Genomic DNA, 21,213 nt, shown 5'->3' with positions numbered 1-21,213 from the left:
CCTCCAGTTCCCCTTCTCCCGTCCGGAGGATGGGAGAAGATTCTATGGGGCGGACGACGAGGGTAAGATGCCCAGTGTCGTTACACCATGGATGGAGTGAGCCATGCCAAGTGATCTGAGCAAATCCCTCGTCGCCCTCAAGCAGGATAGCACGTTGATTGCGGTTATCGAGTTGAGTCTGTCGAACTGGCTGGTTGCTGGTCTTGTGCCGCGATTGGATCGCCAGCCGCGCAAGAAGCTCGGCGCCGACCCCGAAGCGCTGTTGGCCTTGCTGCAGCGCTGGCGGGATGAGGCGGTGAAGGTAGGCCAAGCGATCGAGCGCATCGCAGTGGCCTATGAAGCCGGCCGTGACGGCTTCTGGCTGGCTCGCTGGCTCAGGTCGCGTGGCATCGAAGCCCATGTGATCCACCCGAACAGCATCCCAGTGCCGCGCGAGCATCGTCGCGCCAAGAGCGACCGGCTCGATACCGAGCTCCTGCTGCGGGCTTTTCTGGGCTGGCTGCGCGGTGAGCCGAAGCACTGTCATATGGCGCAGATCCCCTCCATCGAAGAGGAAGATCTGAAGCGCCCCAATCGCGAGCATCAGCGGCTGGTCAATGAGCGGACCTCGCTGATCAACCGTCTGAAGGCCTGCCTGATCCGCTTCGGCATCCGCAACTTCAATCCCAAGCTCAAGACCGCCAGCGAACGGCTTGCAGGACTGCTCACTCCGGAAGGTATGCCTCTGCCCGTCAATACCCTCACCGAGCTCGGCCACGACCTGGCCAGGCTGCATCTGATCAAGACGCAGCTCAAGGAGATCGAAAGCCGCCGGGCCAAACAACTGGCTGCGGAGCCAAAACACAGGCACGCCACCGCGGTAGACCAATTGACCCGCGTGGTAGGTCTGGGGGTCGAGACCGCCGACATGCTGGACAGCGAGATGTTCTGTCGGCCGTTGCGTGACCGCTGGGCGGTCGCCCGTTATGGCGGGCTCACTGGCTCGCCCGATGAGAGCGGGCAAAGGCGGCGCGAGCAAGGCCTGGCGCGCGCCGGCAATGGTCGGGTCAGACGTGGCATGATCCAGTTCGCCTGGCGCTTCCTCAGATTCCAGAAGGACAGTCCACTGGCGCAATGGTACGAGCGCAAGACACAAAGTGCGCGCAAGGATGTGCGCAAGCTGATGATCGTGGCGCTTGCCCGCAAGCTGCTCATCGCCTTGTGGCGCATGATTACTCAGGGTGTGATCCCCGAAGGCATCAGGTTGTGCCAGGCAGTTTAAGAGGAAGAAAGCAAAGGAGGAGGCTGGACAGCGTTCATTTGAAGAGAGGTTTTGGCACTCAGTGCCATTCACGACCCGGGGTGATGGCTGACCGTTACACCACCATGGCTTTGATGCCGCGGAGAAGATTGGAGCCAGCATCACGGAACTTGCCGCAGATGCGCATGACTGCATCATGGTTCGGTCCTCAGGGCCACCGTATACAAGGCTGTGGCGGAAGTCTTCGCCACATCATGCAAGTTCCCCTCAGGTCGTTCGCCTCGATCCATCACCTGTGCACCCGTCTTGCCAAACTGAAGGAGTAAAAATGTGTGAAAGCGATCTTGACAAAAAAAGCCCCATACAAGGTGGCCGACAGGCCGGATGAGGGCTCTTTCTCGAAGCACGCGAAGCCTTCAAAAGCTGTTCTTGTTGTAGGCAAAGAGCCCTCACCCGCCCTATCGGGCACCCTCTCCCATTGCTTCGCAACGGGCGAGGGGGAAAAATGGAGACAGCCTACCTGGCTCAAGAATTTTCATATGCGATTGCCCTTCCCACAAGGGGGAGGGTAAATGGCTACGCAGCCTCCAGCAGCAGTCCCGACATATGCGAGTGGCGCTCAAGGATGAAATCATGCAGCCTTGCCGGATAATCCTGCGCCACGGCCGAGGCCACCGAGGCACGCGCCTTCAGGGCCTTGCGCCAGCGCGCGAGCTTCGGCTTGCCGGCCAGGATGCCGAAATCCTCGATGGTGTCGAAGACGTCGAAATAGCGGAAGACCGGGCCGAAAGCGGCATCGACCAGATGGAAGGTTCCGCCGTCGAACCAGGGTTCCGCCTTGACGCGGGCCTCGAGGCGCTCGAAGCGCTGGATGAGGTCACGGCGCTTCTGTTCGAAAGTCTCGGCATTCGTCGCGGTATAGAACCCCCAGATGTCGGAGAGCACGACGCTTGCGAATTCGATCCAGGCGCGATGATCGGCGCGCCTGACGGCGTCGGAGGGATGCAGAGGCGGCGCGACCGTATCTTCGAGGAATTCGGCGATCACCGTCGATTCGAAGATCACGTCGTCCTCCACCTTCAGCACCGGCACCTTGCCGAGCGGCGAGATTTCCAGGAACCAGTCCGGCTTCTGGCTGAGATCGATATCGATCCTTTCGAAATCGACACCCTTCTCCTTGAGCGCGATCACCGCCCTTTGCACATAGGGGCATAGAGCGTGGCTGATGAGAGTGAGTTTCGTCATGGGGCCTCACATTGTCTGCATGAAATGTTCTTCTCACCCGGCCGAAGCCGGGTGAGCCATCTTCCCCGCAAGGAGAAGGGACAAGACTAAGCGGCGATCAGGCCTTCGGCCTTGAGCGCTTCCTGCACCTTGGGACGGGCGGCGACCCGGTCCATGAAGGCCTGCAGATTGGGGAAGCTCTTCAGGTTCATGCCGAGGAAATTCACCCAGTTGATGATGGTGAAGGCATAGGCATCGGCGGCGGAGAAAGTCTTGCCGAGGATGAAGTCGTTGCTCTTCAGATGGGCGTCGAGCTCGGCGAAACGCTTGTTGAGCTTGTCCTTGACCGCCGTCTTGGTCTCGGCCGGGGTGTCCTTGTACCAGAGCCAGGAGAAGTTCTTGTGCAGCTCCGTGGCGACGAAAGCCAGCCACTGCTGGGCGCGGTAGCGCTCGGGCGTTCCCGCCTTCGGCATCAGGCCCGCTTCCGGCTTCTGGTCGGCGAGGAACTGCACCAGCACATTGGCCTCCGTCAGCACCGGCTCATCCGCCTTGACGCGGATCGCCGGCACATAGCCGCGCGGATTGACATCATAATAGTCGGTGCCGTCGGTGAGCTTGTGGGCGGCAAGGTCGACCTTCTCGAGATCGAGTGCGATGCCGGCTTCCTTGGCCACGATATGGGGAGCCAGCGAGCAGGCACCGGGCGAATAATAGAGCTTCATGTTAGTCTCCTTTGGGACTCAGTTTGATGCAAGTGCATTGACATTAATGCAGTTGCATCTATATGTCAAGCTTGATGCAGATGCATGAATCTCTAGGATAGCGGCGATGGCCGAGGAAAAGCGGATCGACAAGGTTTTGCATGTCTGGGTGCGGCTCATCCGCGCCCATGACAAGGTCGTGCGCAAGGTCGAGGCTGCGGTGAAGGCCAAAGGGTTGCCGCCCATCGCCTGGTATGACGTGCTGCTCGAGCTCTCGCGCGAAGGCGGGCGCCGGATGCGGCCGCTGGAACTCGAGAAGGAACTGCTGGTCGCCCAGTACAATCTCTCCCGCCTCCTCGACCGAATGGAGGCGGCGGGACTCATCGAGCGCATCGCCTGCCCCGGCGACGGGCGCGGCCAGATGATCCAGCTGACGGCGGAAGGCCGCGCCATGCAGAAGCGAGTCTGGCCGGCCTATCGCGATGCCGTCGAAGAGACTCTGGGACCCGATCTTCCGGAGAAGGACCTCGAGCAGCTGGCAAAACTTCTCGGCGCCATCGGCGGTCACCTCCGTCCAAACGCTTGCGATTAAGGTTCTATAAAGAACCCTTTGAAGCCCCACGCGATTTTTCGGGTTCCGGGCAAAATTTTTCTTGAATGCGACGTGAGAATCCATCATATCACGGTCGCCCAAAGTCGCACGTGCCTGTGGGCGTCCCCCGGATCCTCAAGAAGGTCTCCGGGACGGTACTAGGGACATGATCCCTAGCGGTCGGTCAAGACCGCGGACGCCTTGAAGCAACGACGGTGCGGGCTTTTTTGGTCTCGGACTGGCTGGTCCAACAGTCAGCGTTACTGAAGAGGCACCACTTTCCTTGCCCGAAGTGCGGATGGGATTTCCCTCCAATCAAAGGCAGACAAACCGCGGTGAATGCGAGGCGCGCAAGCGCCCGGACAATCATCGCACTCGACGGCCCGAAAGGCGGCCGGCCCGTTCCCGTCTCCATCGCGGGGGCGTGCCATCGCACCTCCAAGGCCATCCACTGCTGACCCTGATGGGGGAGATACGCCTATGGCCACGCAACGCATGATCGACTTCCTCGCCGACCGACGACCCGAGGGCCCCTGCCTCGTCGTCGACCTCGAGATCATCCGCGACAATTATCTCCGCTTCGCCCGCGCCATGCCGGCCACCCGCATCTTCTATGCGGTGAAGGCCAATCCGGCGCCCGAAGTGCTTTCGCTGCTCGCCGGCCTCGGCTCGTCCTTCGACACGGCTTCGGTGCCCGAAATCGAAATGGCGCTCGCCGCCGGCGCCACGCCCGACCGCATCTCCTTCGGCAACACGATCAAGAAGGAGCGCGATGTCGCGCGCGCCCACCAGCTCGGCGTGTCGCTCTATGCCGTCGATTCCATCGAGGAAGTCGAGAAGGTCGCCCGCGCCGCTCCCGGCGCCCGCATCTTCTGCCGCATCCTGACCGATGGCGCCGGCGCCGAATGGCCGCTGTCGCGCAAATTCGGCTGCGCCACCGAGATGGCGATCGACGTGCTGGACCGCGCCCATAAGCTCGGCCTCCAGGCCTATGGCATCTCCTTCCATGTCGGCTCGCAGCAGACCAAGACCGATGGCTGGGATTCGGCCCTGGCCCAGTCGGCTCAGATCTTCCGCACGATGGCGGAGCGCGGCATCACCTTGTCGATGGTCAATCTCGGCGGCGGCTTCCCGACCCGTTACCTCAAGCAGGTTCCGGGCGTCGGCGCCTATGCCCAGGGCATCGAGCAGTCGCTCGCCAGGCATTTCGGCAATGCCATCCCGGAAACGATCATCGAGCCGGGCCGCGGGATGGTCGGCAATGCCGGCGTGATCAAGGCGGAAGTCGTGCTCGTGTCGAAGAAGCATGCCGACGACAAGGCGCGCTGGGTCTATCTCGACATCGGCAAGTTCGGCGGCCTGGCCGAGACGATGGAGGAAGCGATCCGCTATCCGATCCTCTCTGAGCGTGACGGCGATGCCAGGGGCCCCTGCATCATTGCAGGTCCCACCTGCGACAGCGCCGATGTGCTCTATGAGAAGACGCCCTACGACCTGCCGCTTTCGCTCACCGTCGGTGACGAGGTGCTGATCGACAATACGGGCGCCTACACGACGACCTATTCGTCGATCGCCTTCAACGGCTTCCCGCCGCTGCAGACCTACATCATCTAACTTCAGCGATCCCGAGATGCCTGCCCTGAGCTTCAGGTTTGGGGCGGCATCAGAGGCGGGCGCGCTTCCCGCCAAAGTTGCTCGACTTTGGCGACAAGGAAGCGCGCAAAAGTAAATTAATCGAGCCCTTTTTCCCACTCGGGTCCCCCGAGTGGGAAGGGCTCTATAGAGGCCAGAATGGTCACCATCACGCCTGAAACTGCGACCGATCTTCCGGCCCGCGAAGCCCTTCTCGACCGCGCTTTCGGCAAGGCCGAGCGCCGGCGCAAGACATCCGAACGGCTGCGCGAGAACCGCCTGCCGGCGGAAGGCCTTGCCTTCACCGCGCGCAACCGCCGCGGCCGGGTCATCGGCACGCTGCGCCTGTGGGACATCACTGCAGGATCGGCCGGTCCGGCGCTGCTGCTCGGGCCGCTTGCCGTCGACTGCGCCTATCAGAAGCGCGGCATCGGCGGCCGCCTGATGCGCCATGCGATCGAGGAGGCCCGCAAGCTCGGCCACAAGGCCGTGCTGCTGGTGGGCGATGAGCCCTATTACGGCCGCTTCGGCTTCTCGCGCTCGAGCGTCGAAGCCTTGAGCCTGCCGGGACCGGTGGCGCTCGAGCGCTTCCTCGGGCTCGAGCTTGCGGCGGACTCGCTTGCTGGCGCCGAGGGCATGATCTCGGCCAGCGGGCGGATGATCCCGGTCAATGACGACACGGCGGTGCGCCAGACGGCGTAAGCGCGCTCCCCGATCACTCGCGTCAGTGGGGCGAGGGTTTACTTCCCTCCATCCGTCACCCCGACGAAAGTCGGGGGCCCACTAAATTGGTGAAGCGCGGCGAGCGCCGCCCGGTTGCGCTTATTCAATGGGTCCCGGCTTTCGCCGGGATGACGATAAATGGGGCTGCCATCTTGCCTTTGCGGACGGACGCGTGCGAGATTCGGGAAATGTCAGAATGGTATGAAGCGCGCCGGAAGCTTGCGCCGCGGCCGCGCCCGCAAACAGCCCCGCTGAGAATGAAAATTCCCTGCTCGACTTTCCAAGTCATTGATATCGTTCAGGGTGGAAGTTTTTCGCTAAAATTCCCTGTAATTCCCTGTAATTCCCTGTATCCGAACCCCGGCCAGGCCGCCGAAGCCGGGGACTTGCTTACCGGTAGACCACTCGTTTTTCACCGGTGAAACACCCCGAGACCCACCAGATCATCCGGTGAGAAACTCAGTGACCTTGTCCTCTTCGAGGACGAACAACCGGTCCTTGTCGTTGCGCACGAAGCCCAGACGCTCATAAAAGCGCGCCGCGCCCTCATTCGTGTCATAGACTTCGAGCTTGATGAAGCGGGCACCCTTTTGCCTCCCGCGGCGCGCCGCTTCGCGCAGGAGCTTCACACCGAGACCCTGGTTGCGCGCTTTCCCGTCGATGAAAAGGTCGACGACATAGAGCCCCTTGGCATCGCGCCAGGTCGAATAGGTGAGGAGCGTCAGGCAGGCGCCGAGAATGCCGCCCGCATCCTCGGCCAGGGTCACATCGATGAGGTCGCCATGGGCAATGAGACTTTCGGCAGTGAGCTTGGGGATGACATCCACGCCCGTATCGCGCGCCAGACCCTGGACCATCGCCACGACCTGCGGCGCATCTTCCCCGCGCATGGGCCTGATGGTCAGCGTCATGATCCAAGTCCTTCGAGCAATGACGCCAGATTGGCGCCCAGGCTTGCCGAGGGATAGCCGCCTTCCTGCACCGCCAGCATCGGCAGCTTCAGCCCGGCAAGGTCGCGGCCGATCGTGGCGAAATCGGCCGTCTCGATGGCGAAGCCCTGGAAGGGATCATCGATCGCGATATCGAGCCCCGCCGCGATGACGAGCATATCGGGCGCAAAGTCTGCGATGCGGCGGAAGGCTTTCGCCAGCGCCGCGCGATAGTCATCGATCCTTGTGCCGCGCGGCAGCGGCAGATTGAGGTTGAAGCCTTCGCCCGCGCCCCTCCCGGTCTCTTCCGCATAGCCCCAGAAGAAGGGATAGAAGCGCTTCGGATCGGCATGGAGGGAAACCGTGAGGATATCGGCACGGTCATAGAAGATCGCTTCCGTGCCATTGCCGTGATGCACGTCGATATCGAGGATCGCCACGCGCCGCCCGGCGCGGGTGAGTATTTCCGCCGCCAGTGCCGAATTGTTGATGTAGCAGAAGCCCGCCGCGACATCGGAGGCCGCATGATGTCCGGGCGGCCGGCACAGCGCATAGGCAAGCGTCTCGCCCTCGAGCATCAGGCCAGCTGCATGAGCGGCCGTCGCGGCGCTGGCTTTCGCCGCGTCCCAGGTCCTGTCCATGATCGGACAGGAGCCGTCGCCCAGATGATAGCCCACTTGCCCCACGACCGAATCCGGATAGCCGACCGGCGCCAGGCTGGCGCGTCCCAGCGCATGGATATTGGGGGCTGGAGTATCCGCCGCCTCGGGCTGGCGGTGCCAGCGCTCCCACAGCGTGTCCATGAAGGCGAGGTAGCGTGGCGCATGCACCAGAGCCAGGGTCTCGTTGCCGATCGGCGCCGGCGCAACCAGCCTGCCGCCGGCACGCTTTACGCCCTCGAGCAGCATGTCGATGCGCTCGGGCCGTTCCGGCATGGGTTTCGGCTTGCCGGCGACCATGAAGCTCGGCGGATTGTGCAGACGTTGCATGTCGGCGAAGACGGTGAACATGATTTACCTAAGAAGCATCGTCGGCCCAATCCTCATGCCCGTGCCGCACGCGGATAATGAGAATATCGTCGCCTACTTCGATCCGATAGACGACAAGATGAGCTTTGAAGGGATGGATGCGCACGGGTGGTGATATTTCGAGGCGCTCGCGCGCCATGCGAGGATTGGCGGCGATCAGATCGAGGATCGCGAACAGTTCATCATGATACTGCCTGGCTTGTGAAGTCCCGAACAGGCGGATACCAGCCTCAGCAATTGCGATAATGTCTTCTTCCGCTGCACGAGACAGAAGAAAACCCATGAGTTATTGCCGCGCCTTGGTCCGCGTCACCGCCGACGAAAAAAGCTCATCTTTTGAACGATTGCCGGCACCACTTTTCGATCCTTCATCGACGAAACGCTGCATGGCGGCAATCTTGCCGCTGCGTTCCTGATCCTTGCGAATGAGATCGCGCACGTAGTCGCTGGCATTGGCGTAACGCCCTGTTTTCATTTGTGCTTCGACCCAGTCTTTCATAAGATCAGGCAGGGATACATTCATAGTCGCCATGTCGGCCTCCATAACGCGAGCATGACACAAATTGGCAAAGATTGTCAAAACTCTAACCTGCGCATTACTCACTTTCATTCCATGAGATACTCCGCATGACCAAGCAGCCGCTTCCCGCCAGCATCACGACAGCCGGCGCCAATCTTCCCAAGGCCAAATGGGCCAAGGGCAGCTACATTCATGATGCCAATGGCAAGCAGTATATCGACGGATCGAGCGGCCCCGCCGTCTATTGCATTGGTCACGGCAATGAAGAGGTGAACGCCGCCATCGCCGACCAGCTTTCACGCATCGCGCATGGCTATCGCTACAACTTCACCACCGATGCCTTGGAAGAGCTGACCCAGATCGTGGCCCAAAAATGCGGCGGCAGCCTCAAGCACATGGTGTTCGTCACCGGCGGGTCGGAAGCGGTGGAGAGCTGCCTGAAGCTCGCGCTGCAATATCATGCCGCGAAGGGCGAGATGAGCCGCCGTCGTTTCATCGCGCGCGAACGCTCCTGGCATGGCAATACGCTGGGCGCGCTGTCGGTGTCGGGTTTCCTCGAAAGGCGCGCGGCTTTCGAAGGGGCGCTCGTCCCCGCCTCCCATCTCTCGCCTGCCAATGTCTATCGCCCGCCCGCGGGCGCCACAGCCGAAACCACGGGCGAAGCCTGTGCCAAAGAGCTCGAGGACGAGATCCTGCGGCTCGGCGCGAAGAATGTCGCCGCCTTCATCTTCGAGCCGGTGGTCGGTGCCGCCGGCGGCTGTGTCCCAGCCCCTCCGGGCTATTCCAGGCGCGTGCGCGAGATCTGCGACCGGCACGGCATATTGCTGATCGCGGACGAGGTCATGTCGGGCGCCGGGCGCTGCGGCCCCTGGCGGGCTTTGGCGCATGACGGGGTCGAGCCCGACATCATGTCGGTCGCCAAGGGCCTGGCGGCGGGCTATTTGCCGCTGGGCGCGGCCGTCTATTCACAGAAGGTTGCCGACGCGATCGTCCCCGTCCATGGCGGTGCCCTCACCGGACACACATTCACCGGCCACACCGCCTGCTGTGCCGCGGGCGTCGCGGTGCAGAAGATCGTCACGCGCGAGAAGCTGGTCGAGCGGGTGATGGAATGGGGGCCGAAGCTTGTCGACATGATGCGCGAGGCAACCTCCGACATCGAGGCGGTGGGCGACATTCGCGGCCGCGGCTTCTTCCAGGCGCTCGAGCTGGTGAAGGACCGCAAGACCAGGGCGCCCTTCCCGGCCGAGCTCAAGCTTTATATGCGCATTCGCCAGCAAGCCCTTGAAAACGGACTCATTTGCTATCCCGTGGGCGGCAATGTCGATGGCGTCGCCGGCGACTGCGTGATCCTGGCGCCGCCCTATAATGCGAGCCCGAATGAGCTCGGCGAGATCGTCGACAAGATGGCGAAGTCGATCCGCCAGGTGCTGGCGAGCGTGAGGTAGCGCGTTCCACATTCAATTCCCCTCCCCCTTGTGGGGAGGAATTTGAAAGGGCTGTTGAAGGGGAGCTTTACTCTTCTTCATTTCCCCTTCTCCCGTCCGGAGGATGGGAGAAGGTGCCCGAAAGGGCGGATGAGGGCTCTTCCTCGAAGTATGCGAGATTCTGAAAGCATTGAGTATCGGGACTAAGAGCCCTCACCCGCCCTTCGGGCACCCTCTCCCATTGCTTCGCAACGGGCGAGGGGGAAATTGGAGGTGGCTCGCCTACTTCGGAAATTTCAAATGCGATTGCCCTCCCCCTTGTGGGGAGGATAAACCTTTACGACTTCCCATTTCCTGACAAGATCAACGCACTCCCCCTGAGTGCGTCGCGGAAGGCATCGTCGAAATTCACATCCTTGATCGTCCAGCCATGGGCAGCCTTGCCGTCGAAGAGCCGCCATTCCGCCGCCCAGCCCAGCGTGCCCTTGTTCCAGACAAGCTTTCCGGTGAGAGCGAGATCAGCCCCCACAGTCTTGGCCAAGCGGCCGAGCTTCTCGGGCCCGGCTGAAGACAAGGTGTTGGCGATGAGCCCTTCCCTGGCGAAGTCGGCTTCGCTCGGCAGCATCACGGGCATGCCGGTCTGCCAGGACGCCGCAACGAGCGAATCCCGCTGATCGCGGCCAAAGGTGCCGTCGCTTGCCAGCGCATAGACGTTGGAAGCGTTGTCGACGACGAGGAACAAGGCAAGCCGCGGACGCTTGCCGGCCCATGGCTTGCTTCCCAGCCGCTCAAGGGCGGCATCCACCATATGCGGATCGAAAGTGATCGTCAGGTAATAGGGCCGGTCGCGCGTGCCCTGCTCGTCATGGATCTGTCTGCCTGCGAGACGATCGCGAAAGCTGTATTCCGTGACGAGCAATGTTCCCCCGGCGGCGAGTTCCGCGGCGCGCGGATCGCGCAGCAGCCGGGCATCGCCCGACACCTTGGCCAACACGTCGAGCAGCAAGCCGGGCACAGCGGGAATCCGGATTTCATCGCGTATGCCGGTGACCAGGGTGCGGCCACGGTAGAGATCACTCTCCGCACCCGCGGCCCATGCAATGCCATTCGCCACCAGAACCAGAAGCAGGACATAGACAGGGCGCATGGGCATTTCCTAGTTGAAGGGGGTCCAGATCACCTGGTCGATACGGCCGGCGCCGGTCGCCAGCATCACCAGCCGGTCGAGGCCAAGCGCTACACCGGAAGCTTCCGGCATCGTCTCCAGCGCCTCAAGAAAAGTCTCATCGATCGGATAGCGCTCGCCATAGAGCTTCTGCTTCAGGGCCATATCGGCCTCGAAGCGGCGGCGCTGCTCGACCGGATCGGTGAGCTCGCCGAAGCCATTGGCAAGCTCGACACCGCAGGCATAGAGCTCGAAGCGCTCGGCGATGCGCGGGTCCTTCGGGCTGACGCGCGCGAGGGCCGCCTCGACGGCCGGATATTCGAAAAGCACGGTCGGCCGGCTTTGTCCCAGTTGCGGCTCGACCTTCTCGACCAGGATGCGGCTGAAGATGTCGGACCAGGAATCATCCTTGGCAAAGGCAATATCTTGCGCCTCGGCCTGCGCCGCCAGCGCTTTCCGGTCGGCGCCTTCCGCGCTCAGGGTCGCCAGAAGGTCGATCCCGGCATGGCGCGAAAAGGCCTCCGCCACGCTCAGATACTCCGCTTCGCCGGAGGGATCGCAGGTCTTGCCGCGCCAGGTGAGCGCATTGCCGCTCACGCGGGACGCCAGCTTCAGCATGCCCACCGTGTCGGCGATGATCTGCTCATAGGGCTCATTTGCCCGATACCATTCGAGCATGGTGAATTCGGGCGCGTGGAGCGGGGTGCGCTCGCGGTTGCGGAAGCAATGGACCATGCTGAAAATGCGCTTCTCGCCGGCGGCCAGCAGCTTCTTGCAGGCAAATTCGGGCGAGGTGTGCAGGTAGCGGTCTTCGCTCGAGCCGTCGGGATTGACGAGCGGCGCCTTGAAGGCATGGAGATGGGTCTCGTTGCCGGGCGAGACCTGGAGCGCCCCGCAATCGACCTCGAGGAAATCCTTGGCCCGGAACCAGTCGCGGATCGCTCCCACGATGCGGCCCCGCATCATCAGGAAAGGCCGACGGTCGGCATGGATATCGGGGCGCCACCAGGGCGAAACAGGTGTCAAAACAAAGAACTCCGGCAGGGCTTGGCTTATGGCATGGCGGCTGCTAATACCCGCCCAACCCAATTCAGCAAATGCTTTATTTATAGAGAGATTTCGTGGCCAAGATCATCGCAAGCGCCGTGCGTAAAGGCAATGTCATCGAGCATGAGGATGGCAAGCTCTATGTCGTCCTGAAGGCTGAAAGCTTCCACCCGGGCAAGGGCACGCCCACCACCTCGATCGACATGCGCCGCATCTCGGACGGCGTGAAGACGGTGGTGCGCTACAAGACGACCGACCAGGTCGAGCGCGCTTTCGTGGAGACGCTGCCGTTCAACTATCTCTATCAGGACGGCGACCAGTATGTGTTCATGAACCCGGATAATTTCGAGCAGATCCACCTGCCCGCCGACCTCATCGGCGACAGTGCGGCCTATCTCCAGGAAAACATGGAATGCATGATCGCGCTGTTCAACAGCGTGCCGATCACCATCGAATTGCCGCAGCGCGTGACGCTCGAGATCGTCGAGACCGAGCCTGTCATCAAGAACCAGACGGCGGCCTCCTCCTTCAAGCCGGCGGTGCTGTCGAATGGCGTGCGCACCGCGGTGCCGCCCCATATCGCCACCGGCACCCGCGTCGTCATCGCGACGGAAGACGGCTCTTACGTTGAGCGCGCGAAGGACTGATCCTTCGCCTCGTCACCGAATCTGTCATCCCGGCGAAAGCCGCTATCGGATTCACACATCGCAGAAGGATAGCCACTTACCCTCGCCCCGCTTCAGCGGGGAGAGGGAGGGACCCATTGCGACCTTGCTCCGCTGAAGCAGTAAGATTCTGCTCTGTCGAAGGAAAATCTCGGCTTCGCGAAGGCGAGAGCAATGGGAGGGTGAGGGGCCCGCGGGGATTTGGCCTTGAGTCTTCGATCAACACGGTAACGCAAGCCCATTGCCCCTCACCCTTCCCACCGCTGCGCGGTGGGCCCCTTCCCTCTCCCCGCTGCGCTTCGCTTGCAGGGCGAGGGTAAAAGCCTCACCCGACAGATGTGACCGAAGCGTAGGCTTCAATCACCAACTTCCGGAAAAAGTGTCGTTGCAGGATCGCGCGAAGCCCGGGCGGCGCATGGGCCGGAGCCGATCATATGGGATGCCTGTCCAGCACGACCGCGTGGCGGTCATGCACAGGGGTAGCCGGATATTTATCTCCGCTCGAGAACAATCTGCCCGAGATCGGTCGGCATTTTGCCCCCTATTTCAACTGGATCACTGCGATAGCGCGTCCTTGCGCCTTCGCAAGAAATCTCCACGACATATGAGCTGCGACCGGGAGGTCCGGTCGAAGAAAAAGTGAATTCGCCAGCGATCTCACGATAAACAACACGGGGGCCGCCCGCTGTAGAAAACAGCTCCAAACGGCACTTTTCAAAGAGCTTGCGATTACCGTCCGATACGCGTCCTGTTATCTCCAGCCTGCCATCAGCAGCCAATGGCAGACAGGCGCTCACTATCAGGGCTATTGACGCTGGAATTACGAGCCTTGGCATCACGCCTCGATCTCGGTCACGGCGATGGCCAAAGAGCGGTCTCTCCTTCCAAACTCAAGCACTGATTGACGATCGCTCCATCAATATCGCCGCCTTCACGATAAGCGCGCTGCCAACAGTCACTCAATGCACTGCTTCTCGCAAAACCTCCCCAACCATTTTTTCTTATGGCACCCAAATACCTGACAGCGCGGTCAGTCCCCAAAGAGGCTGCGCCCAGCAGCAATGAGTAGCCTTCCTCCTGTTCGCCCTTCTTGTCTTTCTCGTTCATATCCAGCTTGCCATGATACATCAGGGTACCCAGCGCGAATTGCTCTTCTGGGCATCCTGATCCGGCACCTGGAGCCAAGGCGTCATATACGCCTTTGTAATCTCCGGACTTGAGAAGCTGGCCAATAGCCTCTCCCTCATCCTCCGACAGACAACGTTGCGTAGATCCGGCGGCGGCCGACCATGTCAGCGCAACGGCAATTCCGATTGTGGCGAGCGCGTCACGCCATTTCATTGTCTTTCCCGCATCCCTCACCACCCAGGTGCCAGCAAGGCTCGGGGCAAACTGTGGCAATTTTGGCTTCAATCGCCAACTTCCGGATAGAGCGCCGTTGCGAGGTCGCGCACGGCCTGGGCGGTGCGGGGGCCGAAACCGATCATATAGGGGCCATCGAGCACGATCAGCGCGCCGTTCTTCGCAGCGGGCGTCGGCTTGAGCGCCGGGATCGCGAAGACATGATCGGCGGTTGGCCCACCCTTGCCGTCGCTCATCAGGAGGATGGCGTCGGGCGCCGCCTCGAGCAGATACTCCTCCGATGCCGCCTTATAGCCCTGCATCGCGCTCATCGGATTGATGCCACCGGCATAGGTGATGATGGCATTGGCGGCCGTGCCGGCGCCGGCGGCGCTCAGGCGGGTGAGGCCATGGAAAAAGACGACCTTCTTGCGCTTCACGGGCGGGATCGCCGCGGTCAGGCGGGTCGCTGCGGCGAAATCGTCTCGTACCGACTGGGTGAGGCGCTTGCCCTCTTCTTCCAGCTTCAGGGCACCGGCGACCAGCGCGATCTTCCTTTCGATGCCTTCGAGTGTGTTGTCCTCAGGCACCAGCAGCAGCGGAATGGCGGTCGTCTTCAGGACCTCGACCACCGGCGGCGGTCCGATATCCTCGGACGCGATGATGAGGTCAGGCGCCAGCGCCAGCACGCCTTCCGAGGAAAGCGCGCGTCGATAGCCGACATTGGGCTTGGCGAGGGTCTCGGCCGGGTAGCGGCTGCCGCGGTCGACCGCCACGACCCGCTTGCCCGCGCCCAGCGCATGGACGATCTCGGTGACATCGGAGCCCAGCGTCATGATGCGCTGCGCCGGCCCGATTTCGACCTCGCGCCCGGCTGCGTCGATGACCGTCTGGGCTCCCGCCTGCGGCATCAAAGCAACCAGGAGAAGCATGCTGCAAAGCACCCACAGGCGCCGGCCGACAAGTGAATTCGCCAAGAGATTCAACCTTCTGTAGAATTTTTATGAGAATGTGATTCAACGGTCACATAATACTTGACTATATTAGTCAGGATTAAATAAGCAAGGGGTGCAATCCCGAGCCCGCCGGAAACCATCCCTGGTTTCAGCCAGCCATTGATCCTCATCAGAAGGAGATGTGGCTGTGCCACGCATCAAGACCATACTCATGGCGGGAACCGCTTTGGCGTCCGTCCTTGTCCTCACCCCCTCCCCGGCTGCCGCTCAGAGCACGACGAAGCCCAAGGCCGAAGAGCAGCAGGAGGCGGAGACCTCCACCGCCAAGGCCGACCGCGAGACCCTGCTCGACACCATCACCATCTCGGCGACGATGATCAACGAGGCGGTGTTCGATTCGCTTTCGGCAACCTCCTATGTGGGAGACAAGGACCTCGAGCGCATCCAGGCCAATACGCCGGCCGACATCTTCAAGACCACGCCCGGCGTCGGCGCCTCGATGAATGGCGATGACCCGGCGACCGCCATCAATATCCGAGGGCTCCAGCAATATGGCCGCGTCGTCGTCACCCTCGATGGCGCGCGCCAGGATTACTGGCGCGTCGGCCATGGCTCGGGCTCCTTCTATATCGAGCCCGATTTGCTCAAGGCCGTGACCGTGATCAGGGGCCCCGTCTCCAATGCCTATGGCTCGGGCGGCATTGGCGGCCTCGTCGCCTTCGAGACCAAGGATGCGGGCGACTTCCTCAATGCCGACGAGCAATATGCGATCAGCGAGAAGATCGCCTATGAGAGCAATGGCGAGGGCTTCACCACCAGCACCACGGCGGCGATCCGGCCGCATCAGGCCTTCGACATCATCGGCAATGTAAACTGGCGCGACCGCGATGCCTATGAGGACGGCCATGGCGATGAGGTGCGCTGGACCGGCGAGGAAGTGACGAGCGGCTATGGCAAGGCGACCTTCCGCCCGGCGCAAGGCCATGAGATCAAGCTCGGCGCCATCATCCAGCGCTACGAGGACTATGTCACCGGCTCCAGCGGATCGACCTCCGCAACCTTGAGCCGCTATGATGCCGATACGATCAACAACACCTATACCGCGAAATACACCTATTTCGATCCCGACGACCGCCTGCTCGATTATGCTTTCACCGCCTATCACAACAAGACGAAGGCCGAGCAGACGCAGGTGTGGCCGACAAGTTCAATCGGCAATTTCCGCTACTATGACGTGCGCACCACAGGCATATCGGGACACAACTCCTCGCGCTTCGATTGGATGGGCCTCGCCCACACGCTGACCTATGGCGGCGATTATTACTATCTCGAAGGGGAATCCTCCGCCTCGCATTTCGGCCAGGGTGAAGCCCAGGCCTATGGCGGCTTCCTGCAATGGATGGGTCACTACAGCAGCTGGCTCGAGCTCATCGCCGCCATCCGCTATGACGGCTATCATCTCGACGGTGAGACCAAGGGCACGACGACGACGCCGCCCGAGGACGAGTCGCTGGATGGCGACCAGGTGTCGCCCCGCTTCACGGTCGGTGTGACGCCCTTCACCGGCTTCCAGCTCTTCGGCGGCTATTCGGAAGGCTATCGCGCCCCCGGGCTTCAGGATGTCTTCCGCGGCTCCGGCGCCCACGACACGGCCGATGGCTATATTCCGAATTTCGGGCTGAAGCCCGAAGTGGCCAAGAGCTGGGAAGGCGGCGTCAATCTCAAATATGACGGCATCCTCACCGAGAGCGATATCCTGCGCGGCAAATTCACCGGCTTCTACACCAAGGTCTATGACTATATCGAAACCGACTTCACCATCACGCCGCGCATGACCGACAATATCGGCACGGCCCGGCTGCAAGGCGTGGAGGCCGAGCTCATCTATGATCTCGGCTGGGGCTTCATCAACCTGACGGGCGCCCTCATCGATGCCGAGCTGATCGACACCGACAATCCGAAATACAAGGGCCAGCCGCTGGAGAATGCGCCGCTCGACAAGTTCTCGGCAACGGTGGGCTTCCGCGCCTTCGAGGACCAACTCATCTTCGGCGGCCAGTATCTGGCGGTGGGCGAAGTCAAGCGCACCCAGCGCTCTTCGGGCACCAATCCCGGCCAGGTCGACGGCCCGGCGCAATATAGCGATGCCTTCGAGCTGGTGAACCTGTTCGCCAACTGGATCGTGTCGGAGAATCTCAAGATCGATCTCGCCGTCGAGAACCTGTTCGATGTCGCCTATACTGATCCGCAAAGTGCGTGGAGCTACACGTCCGATGTCGAACAGGGCAAGGGCCGCACCTTCAAGATCGGCGTCACGACGCGGTTCGGCGGATGACGGGAGCCAGAATGATGACTGAACTGAAGGCCGAAGCCCATATCGCGATCCCCTCGCCCGCCGACTATGTCGAGCGGATCGCCGACCGGCTGTTCAGCTTCGATGCCGTGGTGACGAATGAGGGAAGCGGGATGGATTTCCGCTTCCCCTTCGGCCAGGCGTCCCTCGGTCTGTCGCCGGACGCGCTCACCGTGCGCATCCGCGCCGGCGATGCCGCCAGGCTGGCGCGGCTCAAGGATATTCTCGCGACCGCCATCGAGGTCCATGCCAGGCGCGCCCAGCCACGCATCGTCTGGCAGGGCGATCTCGCCGGCGACAGGCGGCTGGCCCAGTTCCGCGAGATGCGGGTCGCCGGCATCGAGGATCTGACGCCCCATATGCGGCGCATAAGGCTCAAGGGCGAGAATCTCACCCGCTTTGCCGAATTCGACGGCATGCATGTGCGCGTGCTGTTCCCGACGCCGCAGGTACCTGAGCCCGGATGGCCCGAGGCCGGGCCGAATGGCCTGCCTGTCTGGCCGGCGGAGGACCGCCGCGCGCCGGCGCGTGTCTATACGATCCGCAAGCTCGATGTCGCCAGGGGCTTCATGGAGATCGATTTCGTGATGCATGGCGATGAGAGCATCGGCTCGGGCTGGGCGGCTTCGGCCAGGCCCGGCAGCATCGTCGGCATCATGGGACCGCTCGGACGACCGGTGCGCTCCGCGCAGTGGTATGTGCTTGGCGCCGACGAAACCGGCCTCCCGGCGCTGGGACGCATCCTCGAGAAACTGCCCGCCGCCACCAGGGGGTTCGCCTTTGTCGAGGTCGCCGATAAGGGCGAAGAGCAGATCATTGCGCATCCACCGGGTTTCGAATTGCACTGGATCCACCGCAACGGAAAGGCGCCGGGCGAGGATGCACGCCTCGCCGAGACCATTTGCGCGGTGAGCCGTCCTGCCGGCACCAAATGCTTCAGCTGGTTCGCCGCCGAGGCGGAGGCGGCCAAGCAAGTGCGCGAGCACTGGCGGGGGAAGCTGGGGCTTGGCAGAGACGAGACTTTGGCGGCCGCCTATTGGCGGCGCGGCGCGCTCGGGCCGATGGCGGGGTGATTTCCATCTATCAGCTATCAAGCCACCTCGATACGATTGGAAGTCCCCAGTTCTTCCTCGCCATTCTCCTGGCACTTTCATAGGCAGAGAAATTCTGGCCAGACCGGGCAATGGACCGAAGGCTGTCATCGACATCCTGAAGATCGACAGTTACAGAGACGCCCCGGCTCTCAAAGAACTCCATGGCGAGCTGAACGTTTACGCGCAAAGTGATCAGCAGCATCGTCTCCTCAAAGATGAACTCATCCCCAATGCTCATCACGTGCCGCAAGCGGGCCACATCTTTTTGCATTCCGGCAATGGCTTTCGAGAGACTCCCTGCGGATATCTTCTGGCTATCAAGCGCAAGACGCCATTTGTCGGCAAGAGGCTGAGGAATCTTGTCATGATGAAGCAGATTGACAAACTCGCCGAGCCTGCAGATCGCCTGATAGTCGCTGACATGGGCTGAGCTGTACTTCAGGTAATCCGCCCAATTTTCCATGAGCGCTTTGCCAATCCGGTCGGTCATCTTCCCCGATCGCCTTCTATCCGCGCAAAAGCAGCGCCACTATCTCCACATGCGCCGTGAAAGCAAACTGATCGACAGGGGTCACGCGCATCAGCCGGTAGCCGCCTTCGACCAGGATGCGCGTGTCACGGGCGAAGCTCGCCGGATCGCAGGAGACGGCGACGACGGTCTTCACGGTCGATTTCGCCAGTTGCCGCGCCTGCGCCTCGGCGCCGGCGCGCGGCGGGTCGAAGACGACGGCATCGAACTCGTTGAGCTCGCGCGCCATCAGCGGCTCGCGGAAAAGATCGCGGACCTTGGCGTCGACGGGCTTGAGGCCGGATGCGCGGCGGGCGGCGTCGGTCATGGCCTCGATCGAGGGCTTGTCGCTGTCGGCGGCGAAGACCTGCGAGGAGGCTGCAAGGCGGAGCGCAAAGACGCCTACGCCTGAGAAGAGATCGGCAACTTTCTTCGCCTTCTTCACATTGTCGATGACCAGCGTGGCCAGGACCTCCTCGCCTTTCTGCGTCGCCTGCAGAAAGCTCCCGGCAGGCAGGCGCAAGCGGATCGCGCCAATGGCGATATCCGGCAGAAGACGCGTCACCAGGGGCTCGCGGTTGAGAGAGATCCGCGCCAGGTCCTCGCTGTGGACAAGAGCGGCAAGCTCAGGCGGCGCCTTACGCCTTGTCGTGATGTCGACATCGAGGCCCATGTCGCTTGCCGTGAAGGCCACATCGCAATCGCCGATGAGCTCGCCGATGCGGCGGGCGATCCTGGGCGCCGGCGCCAGAGCGGGCACAAGGATGGGACAATAATCGAGCGGGTGGACGGCGTGGCTGCGCACGGCATTGAAGCCCGCAACCACGCCCGCCGGTGTCTTCGCGACATGCAAGGTGGCGCGCCGTCGCCCCTCGCCCTCAGCATCGATCAGCGGCTCGACCACCGCGGCGACGCCCTGGTTCTTCAGCGCGGTGGCGACGAGACTGCGCTTCCACTGGCGATAGGCATCGGCCTGCCAGTGCTGGATCTGGCAGCCGCCGCATTCGCCGAAATGCGGGCAGAAAGGCTCGATGCGCTCAGGACTGGGTGAGAGGATTTCCGTGAGGCGCGCATGCGTTCCGGAAATCTCGGCCTCGACGGTTTCGCCTGGCAAAGCATAAGGCACATAGACCGGTCGCCCGCCCACCTGGCCGACGGCCTCGCCATGACGGCCCATTTCGGCAAGCTCGAGCTTGGTCACATCTTGCTCTCGGGATAGGTGAGCGCCACCGCATAGCCCTGGCTGAGCCTGACCGTGACCGGCCCCATGGCGATGTTCGACACGGTGAGGCTCGATCCTAAGGGCACGGAGCGGTTGGTGAGCGGCCATTTCACCCCTTCGAGGTCTAGCCCGGCCAGGTCGGTGAAAGGAATGACGCTGATGCGGGCGCCGCGCGGCACATCGAAATGATGCGTGCCGTTGAGGATCGGATAGGCCTCCTCATGGCCCGAGGTGATGAAGGACGCCACCCGCCTCCGCCCCAGTTTCAGGATCAGGCCCAGATGGGCGAGCGCATGATCGGCCTGGCCGCCAAGCCCGCCCACCATGATGATCTCGCGCGCGCCCAGCCGCATCGCCTCATCGACCGCGATCTCGCCATCGGTCTTGTCCTTCTCGGGCGGGAAAGCATGGCGGACGACATCCTTGTGCCTCTCGGCCAGGTCATCCGGGGTCGAATCGAAATCGCCGACCCACAATTCGGGTGTCAGCCCCAAAGTTTCGGCATGCGCCATGCCGCCATCGGCCGCGATGATGCGCGCCTTCTGTATCTGGGACTTGAGGCGTCTTGTCGCCGTCAAATCGCCGCCGAGAAGCACAACGAAACGGGTCATTCTCTAGGAATAACAGATGAAGCTTGCCAGCGCACCCCTCAATGCCTATCTTCGCCCCCGCTCTCAACGGGGTGCTCAAAGTCTTGAGCTGAGAGGCCTTTGCAGGCCAACCCGCTGAACCTGATCCGGATCATGCCGGCGGAGGGATTGCGAGCGGGTCTTCGAACCCCTTCCTCCTTCATCCGGTGTAGAGCGCTTCCCGCCAAAGTTGCTCGACTTTGGCGATAAGGAAGCG

21 protein-coding genes and 1 riboswitch are annotated in these 21,213 nt (G+C 62.2%); of the genes, 8 read left to right on the top strand and 13 right to left on the bottom strand.

All coding sequences use genetic code 11. The annotated features are described in order from the left end of the window. Positions 1–103 precede the first annotated feature (103 nt). A complete protein-coding gene (locus tag DT068_RS07380) occupies positions 104–1,261 on the top strand; it encodes an IS110 family RNA-guided transposase (protein ID WP_119389147.1) in 1,158 nt (385 codons plus the stop codon). A gap of 555 nt (positions 1,262–1,816) precedes the next feature. Here DT068_RS07380 and DT068_RS07375 read toward each other — a convergent pair. Together DT068_RS07375 and gstA are read right to left on the bottom strand one after the other, a co-directional pair. Beyond that, entirely contained in the window at positions 1,817–2,485 is a 669-nt protein-coding gene (locus DT068_RS07375; RefSeq protein WP_119389146.1) for a glutathione S-transferase family protein, read from the bottom strand. Between the two features lie 86 nt (positions 2,486–2,571). Beyond that, complete coding sequence (gstA, locus tag DT068_RS07370) at positions 2,572–3,186, bottom strand: glutathione transferase GstA (protein ID WP_119389145.1); 615 nt, start codon at positions 3,184–3,186, stop codon at positions 2,572–2,574. Between the two features lie 106 nt (positions 3,187–3,292). Between gstA and DT068_RS07365 the strand changes: the two genes are divergently transcribed. The 3 genes from DT068_RS07365 to DT068_RS07355 all read left to right on the top strand — a co-directional run bounded on the left by DT068_RS07365 (position 3,293) and on the right by DT068_RS07355 (position 6,091). Next, the gene (locus tag DT068_RS07365; protein WP_368904512.1) at positions 3,293–3,757 is read left to right on the top strand and encodes a MarR family winged helix-turn-helix transcriptional regulator; all 465 of its coding nucleotides are present in this window, start codon (positions 3,293–3,295) and stop codon (positions 3,755–3,757) included. A 480-nt stretch (positions 3,758–4,237) separates the two neighbouring features. After that, on the top strand, positions 4,238–5,371 hold the full coding sequence (locus DT068_RS07360) for a type III PLP-dependent enzyme (RefSeq protein WP_119389144.1): 1,134 nt from the start codon (positions 4,238–4,240) through the stop codon (positions 5,369–5,371). Between the two features lie 177 nt (positions 5,372–5,548). Beyond that, on the top strand, positions 5,549–6,091 hold the full coding sequence (locus DT068_RS07355; RefSeq protein WP_119389143.1) for a GNAT family N-acetyltransferase: 543 nt from the start codon (positions 5,549–5,551) through the stop codon (positions 6,089–6,091). Positions 6,092–6,555: 464 nt separating this feature from the next. Here the strand turns inward: DT068_RS07355 and DT068_RS07350 are convergent, their stop codons facing one another. From DT068_RS07350 to DT068_RS07335, 4 genes are read right to left on the bottom strand one after another with little or no spacing between them, the layout of a single operon-like run. After that, on the bottom strand, positions 6,556–7,023 hold the full coding sequence (locus DT068_RS07350) for a GNAT family N-acetyltransferase (protein ID WP_119389142.1): 468 nt from the start codon (positions 7,021–7,023) through the stop codon (positions 6,556–6,558). Continuing rightward, on the bottom strand, positions 7,020–8,051 hold the full coding sequence (locus tag DT068_RS07345; RefSeq protein WP_119389141.1) for a histone deacetylase family protein: 1,032 nt from the start codon (positions 8,049–8,051) through the stop codon (positions 7,020–7,022). Before DT068_RS07345 ends, DT068_RS07350 begins: the two co-directional genes overlap by 4 nt. 7 nt (positions 8,052–8,058) lie before the next feature. Further along, positions 8,059–8,352, bottom strand: coding sequence for a type II toxin-antitoxin system RelE/ParE family toxin (locus DT068_RS07340; protein ID WP_119389140.1), 294 nt, complete (start codon positions 8,350–8,352; stop codon positions 8,059–8,061). Positions 8,353–8,355: 3 nt separating this feature from the next. After that, on the bottom strand, positions 8,356–8,601 hold the full coding sequence (locus DT068_RS07335) for a type II toxin-antitoxin system ParD family antitoxin (protein WP_119389311.1): 246 nt from the start codon (positions 8,599–8,601) through the stop codon (positions 8,356–8,358). Between the two features lie 95 nt (positions 8,602–8,696). Here DT068_RS07335 and DT068_RS07330 point away from each other — a divergent pair, with 95 nt between their 5' ends. Further along, complete coding sequence (locus DT068_RS07330; RefSeq protein ID WP_119389139.1) at positions 8,697–10,037, top strand: aspartate aminotransferase family protein; 1,341 nt, start codon at positions 8,697–8,699, stop codon at positions 10,035–10,037. A 316-nt stretch (positions 10,038–10,353) separates the two neighbouring features. Here DT068_RS07330 and DT068_RS07325 read toward each other — a convergent pair whose 3' ends face one another. Next, the gene (locus tag DT068_RS07325; protein ID WP_162914046.1) at positions 10,354–11,163 is read right to left on the bottom strand and encodes a DUF8605 domain-containing protein; all 810 of its coding nucleotides are present in this window, start codon (positions 11,161–11,163) and stop codon (positions 10,354–10,356) included. Positions 11,164–11,172: 9 nt separating this feature from the next. Further along, a complete protein-coding gene (gene epmA, locus DT068_RS07320; protein ID WP_368904511.1) occupies positions 11,173–12,207 on the bottom strand; it encodes an EF-P lysine aminoacylase EpmA in 1,035 nt (344 codons plus the stop codon). Positions 12,208–12,302: 95 nt separating this feature from the next. Between epmA and efp the strand changes: the two genes are divergently transcribed. Further along, a complete protein-coding gene (gene efp, locus DT068_RS07315; protein ID WP_368904510.1) occupies positions 12,303–12,875 on the top strand; it encodes an elongation factor P in 573 nt (190 codons plus the stop codon). Between the two features lie 870 nt (positions 12,876–13,745). On the opposite strand, the gene DT068_RS07310 is transcribed toward efp, so the two are convergent. Next, complete coding sequence (locus DT068_RS07310; RefSeq protein WP_119389136.1) at positions 13,746–14,234, bottom strand: hypothetical protein; 489 nt, start codon at positions 14,232–14,234, stop codon at positions 13,746–13,748. Between the two features lie 68 nt (positions 14,235–14,302). Next, the gene (locus DT068_RS07305; protein WP_119389309.1) at positions 14,303–15,166 is read right to left on the bottom strand and encodes a heme/hemin ABC transporter substrate-binding protein; all 864 of its coding nucleotides are present in this window, start codon (positions 15,164–15,166) and stop codon (positions 14,303–14,305) included. Between the two features lie 211 nt (positions 15,167–15,377). Here DT068_RS07305 and DT068_RS07300 point away from each other — a divergent pair, with 211 nt between their 5' ends. Both DT068_RS07300 and DT068_RS07295 read left to right on the top strand, forming a co-directional pair. Then, entirely contained in the window at positions 15,378–17,525 is a 2,148-nt protein-coding gene (locus DT068_RS07300) for a TonB-dependent receptor domain-containing protein (RefSeq protein ID WP_368904509.1), read from the top strand. Positions 17,526–17,536: 11 nt separating this feature from the next. Then, positions 17,537–18,616 (top strand): DUF2218 domain-containing protein, encoded by a 1,080-nt coding sequence (locus DT068_RS07295; RefSeq protein ID WP_368904508.1) that lies wholly within the window; start codon positions 17,537–17,539, stop codon positions 18,614–18,616. A 10-nt stretch (positions 18,617–18,626) separates the two neighbouring features. On the opposite strand, the gene DT068_RS07290 is transcribed toward DT068_RS07295, so the two are convergent. From DT068_RS07290 to DT068_RS07280, 3 genes are read right to left on the bottom strand one after another with little or no spacing between them, the layout of a single operon-like run. Beyond that, positions 18,627–19,127 carry a hypothetical protein gene (locus DT068_RS07290; RefSeq protein WP_119389135.1) on the bottom strand — a complete coding sequence of 167 codons (501 nt, stop codon included), beginning with the start codon at positions 19,125–19,127 and terminating at the stop codon, positions 18,627–18,629. A gap of 16 nt (positions 19,128–19,143) precedes the next feature. Continuing rightward, positions 19,144–20,346 carry a class I SAM-dependent RNA methyltransferase gene (locus DT068_RS07285; protein ID WP_368904507.1) on the bottom strand — a complete coding sequence of 401 codons (1,203 nt, stop codon included), beginning with the start codon at positions 20,344–20,346 and terminating at the stop codon, positions 19,144–19,146. After that, on the bottom strand, positions 20,343–20,978 hold the full coding sequence (locus DT068_RS07280) for a thiamine diphosphokinase (protein WP_119389134.1): 636 nt from the start codon (positions 20,976–20,978) through the stop codon (positions 20,343–20,345). Before DT068_RS07280 ends, DT068_RS07285 begins: the two co-directional genes overlap by 4 nt. A gap of 57 nt (positions 20,979–21,035) precedes the next feature. Continuing rightward, positions 21,036–21,142: riboswitch (TPP riboswitch) on the top strand. Positions 21,143–21,213 lie beyond the last annotated feature (71 nt).

The organism is Taklimakanibacter lacteus (assembly GCA_003576695.1).
Lineage (GTDB): Bacteria > Pseudomonadota > Alphaproteobacteria > Rhizobiales > Aestuariivirgaceae > Taklimakanibacter > Taklimakanibacter lacteus.
The sequence above is the reverse complement of the archived record's forward strand: the minus strand, read 5'-3'. Positions and strand labels throughout refer to the sequence as shown.

Excerpts from the sequence above, each read along its gene's own strand:
- DT068_RS07280 (WP_119389134.1), bottom strand. The coding sequence starts at position 20,978 with ATGACCCGTTTCGTTGTGCTTCTCGGCGGCGATTTGACGGCGACAAGA.
- DT068_RS07350 (WP_119389142.1), bottom strand. The coding sequence starts at position 7,023 with ATGACGCTGACCATCAGGCCCATGCGCGGGGAAGATGCGCCGCAGGTC.
- DT068_RS07355 (WP_119389143.1), top strand. The coding sequence starts at position 5,549 with ATGGTCACCATCACGCCTGAAACTGCGACCGATCTTCCGGCCCGCGAA.
- DT068_RS07340 (WP_119389140.1), bottom strand. The coding sequence starts at position 8,352 with ATGGGTTTTCTTCTGTCTCGTGCAGCGGAAGAAGACATTATCGCAATT.
- DT068_RS07360 (WP_119389144.1), top strand. The coding sequence starts at position 4,238 with ATGGCCACGCAACGCATGATCGACTTCCTCGCCGACCGACGACCCGAG.
- DT068_RS07365 (WP_368904512.1), top strand. The coding sequence starts at position 3,293 with ATGGCCGAGGAAAAGCGGATCGACAAGGTTTTGCATGTCTGGGTGCGG.
- DT068_RS07380 (WP_119389147.1), top strand. The coding sequence starts at position 104 with ATGCCAAGTGATCTGAGCAAATCCCTCGTCGCCCTCAAGCAGGATAGC.
- DT068_RS07310 (WP_119389136.1), bottom strand. The coding sequence starts at position 14,234 with ATGAAATGGCGTGACGCGCTCGCCACAATCGGAATTGCCGTTGCGCTG.
- DT068_RS07330 (WP_119389139.1), top strand. The coding sequence starts at position 8,697 with ATGACCAAGCAGCCGCTTCCCGCCAGCATCACGACAGCCGGCGCCAAT.
- DT068_RS07290 (WP_119389135.1), bottom strand. The coding sequence starts at position 19,127 with ATGACCGACCGGATTGGCAAAGCGCTCATGGAAAATTGGGCGGATTAC.
- DT068_RS07305 (WP_119389309.1), bottom strand. The coding sequence starts at position 15,166 with ATGCTTCTCCTGGTTGCTTTGATGCCGCAGGCGGGAGCCCAGACGGTC.
- DT068_RS07345 (WP_119389141.1), bottom strand. The coding sequence starts at position 8,051 with ATGTTCACCGTCTTCGCCGACATGCAACGTCTGCACAATCCGCCGAGC.
- DT068_RS07375 (WP_119389146.1), bottom strand. The coding sequence starts at position 2,485 with ATGACGAAACTCACTCTCATCAGCCACGCTCTATGCCCCTATGTGCAA.
- gstA (WP_119389145.1), bottom strand. The coding sequence starts at position 3,186 with ATGAAGCTCTATTATTCGCCCGGTGCCTGCTCGCTGGCTCCCCATATC.
- DT068_RS07335 (WP_119389311.1), bottom strand. The coding sequence starts at position 8,601 with ATGGCGACTATGAATGTATCCCTGCCTGATCTTATGAAAGACTGGGTC.
- DT068_RS07325 (WP_162914046.1), bottom strand. The coding sequence starts at position 11,163 with ATGCGCCCTGTCTATGTCCTGCTTCTGGTTCTGGTGGCGAATGGCATT.
- DT068_RS07295 (WP_368904508.1), top strand. The coding sequence starts at position 17,537 with ATGATGACTGAACTGAAGGCCGAAGCCCATATCGCGATCCCCTCGCCC.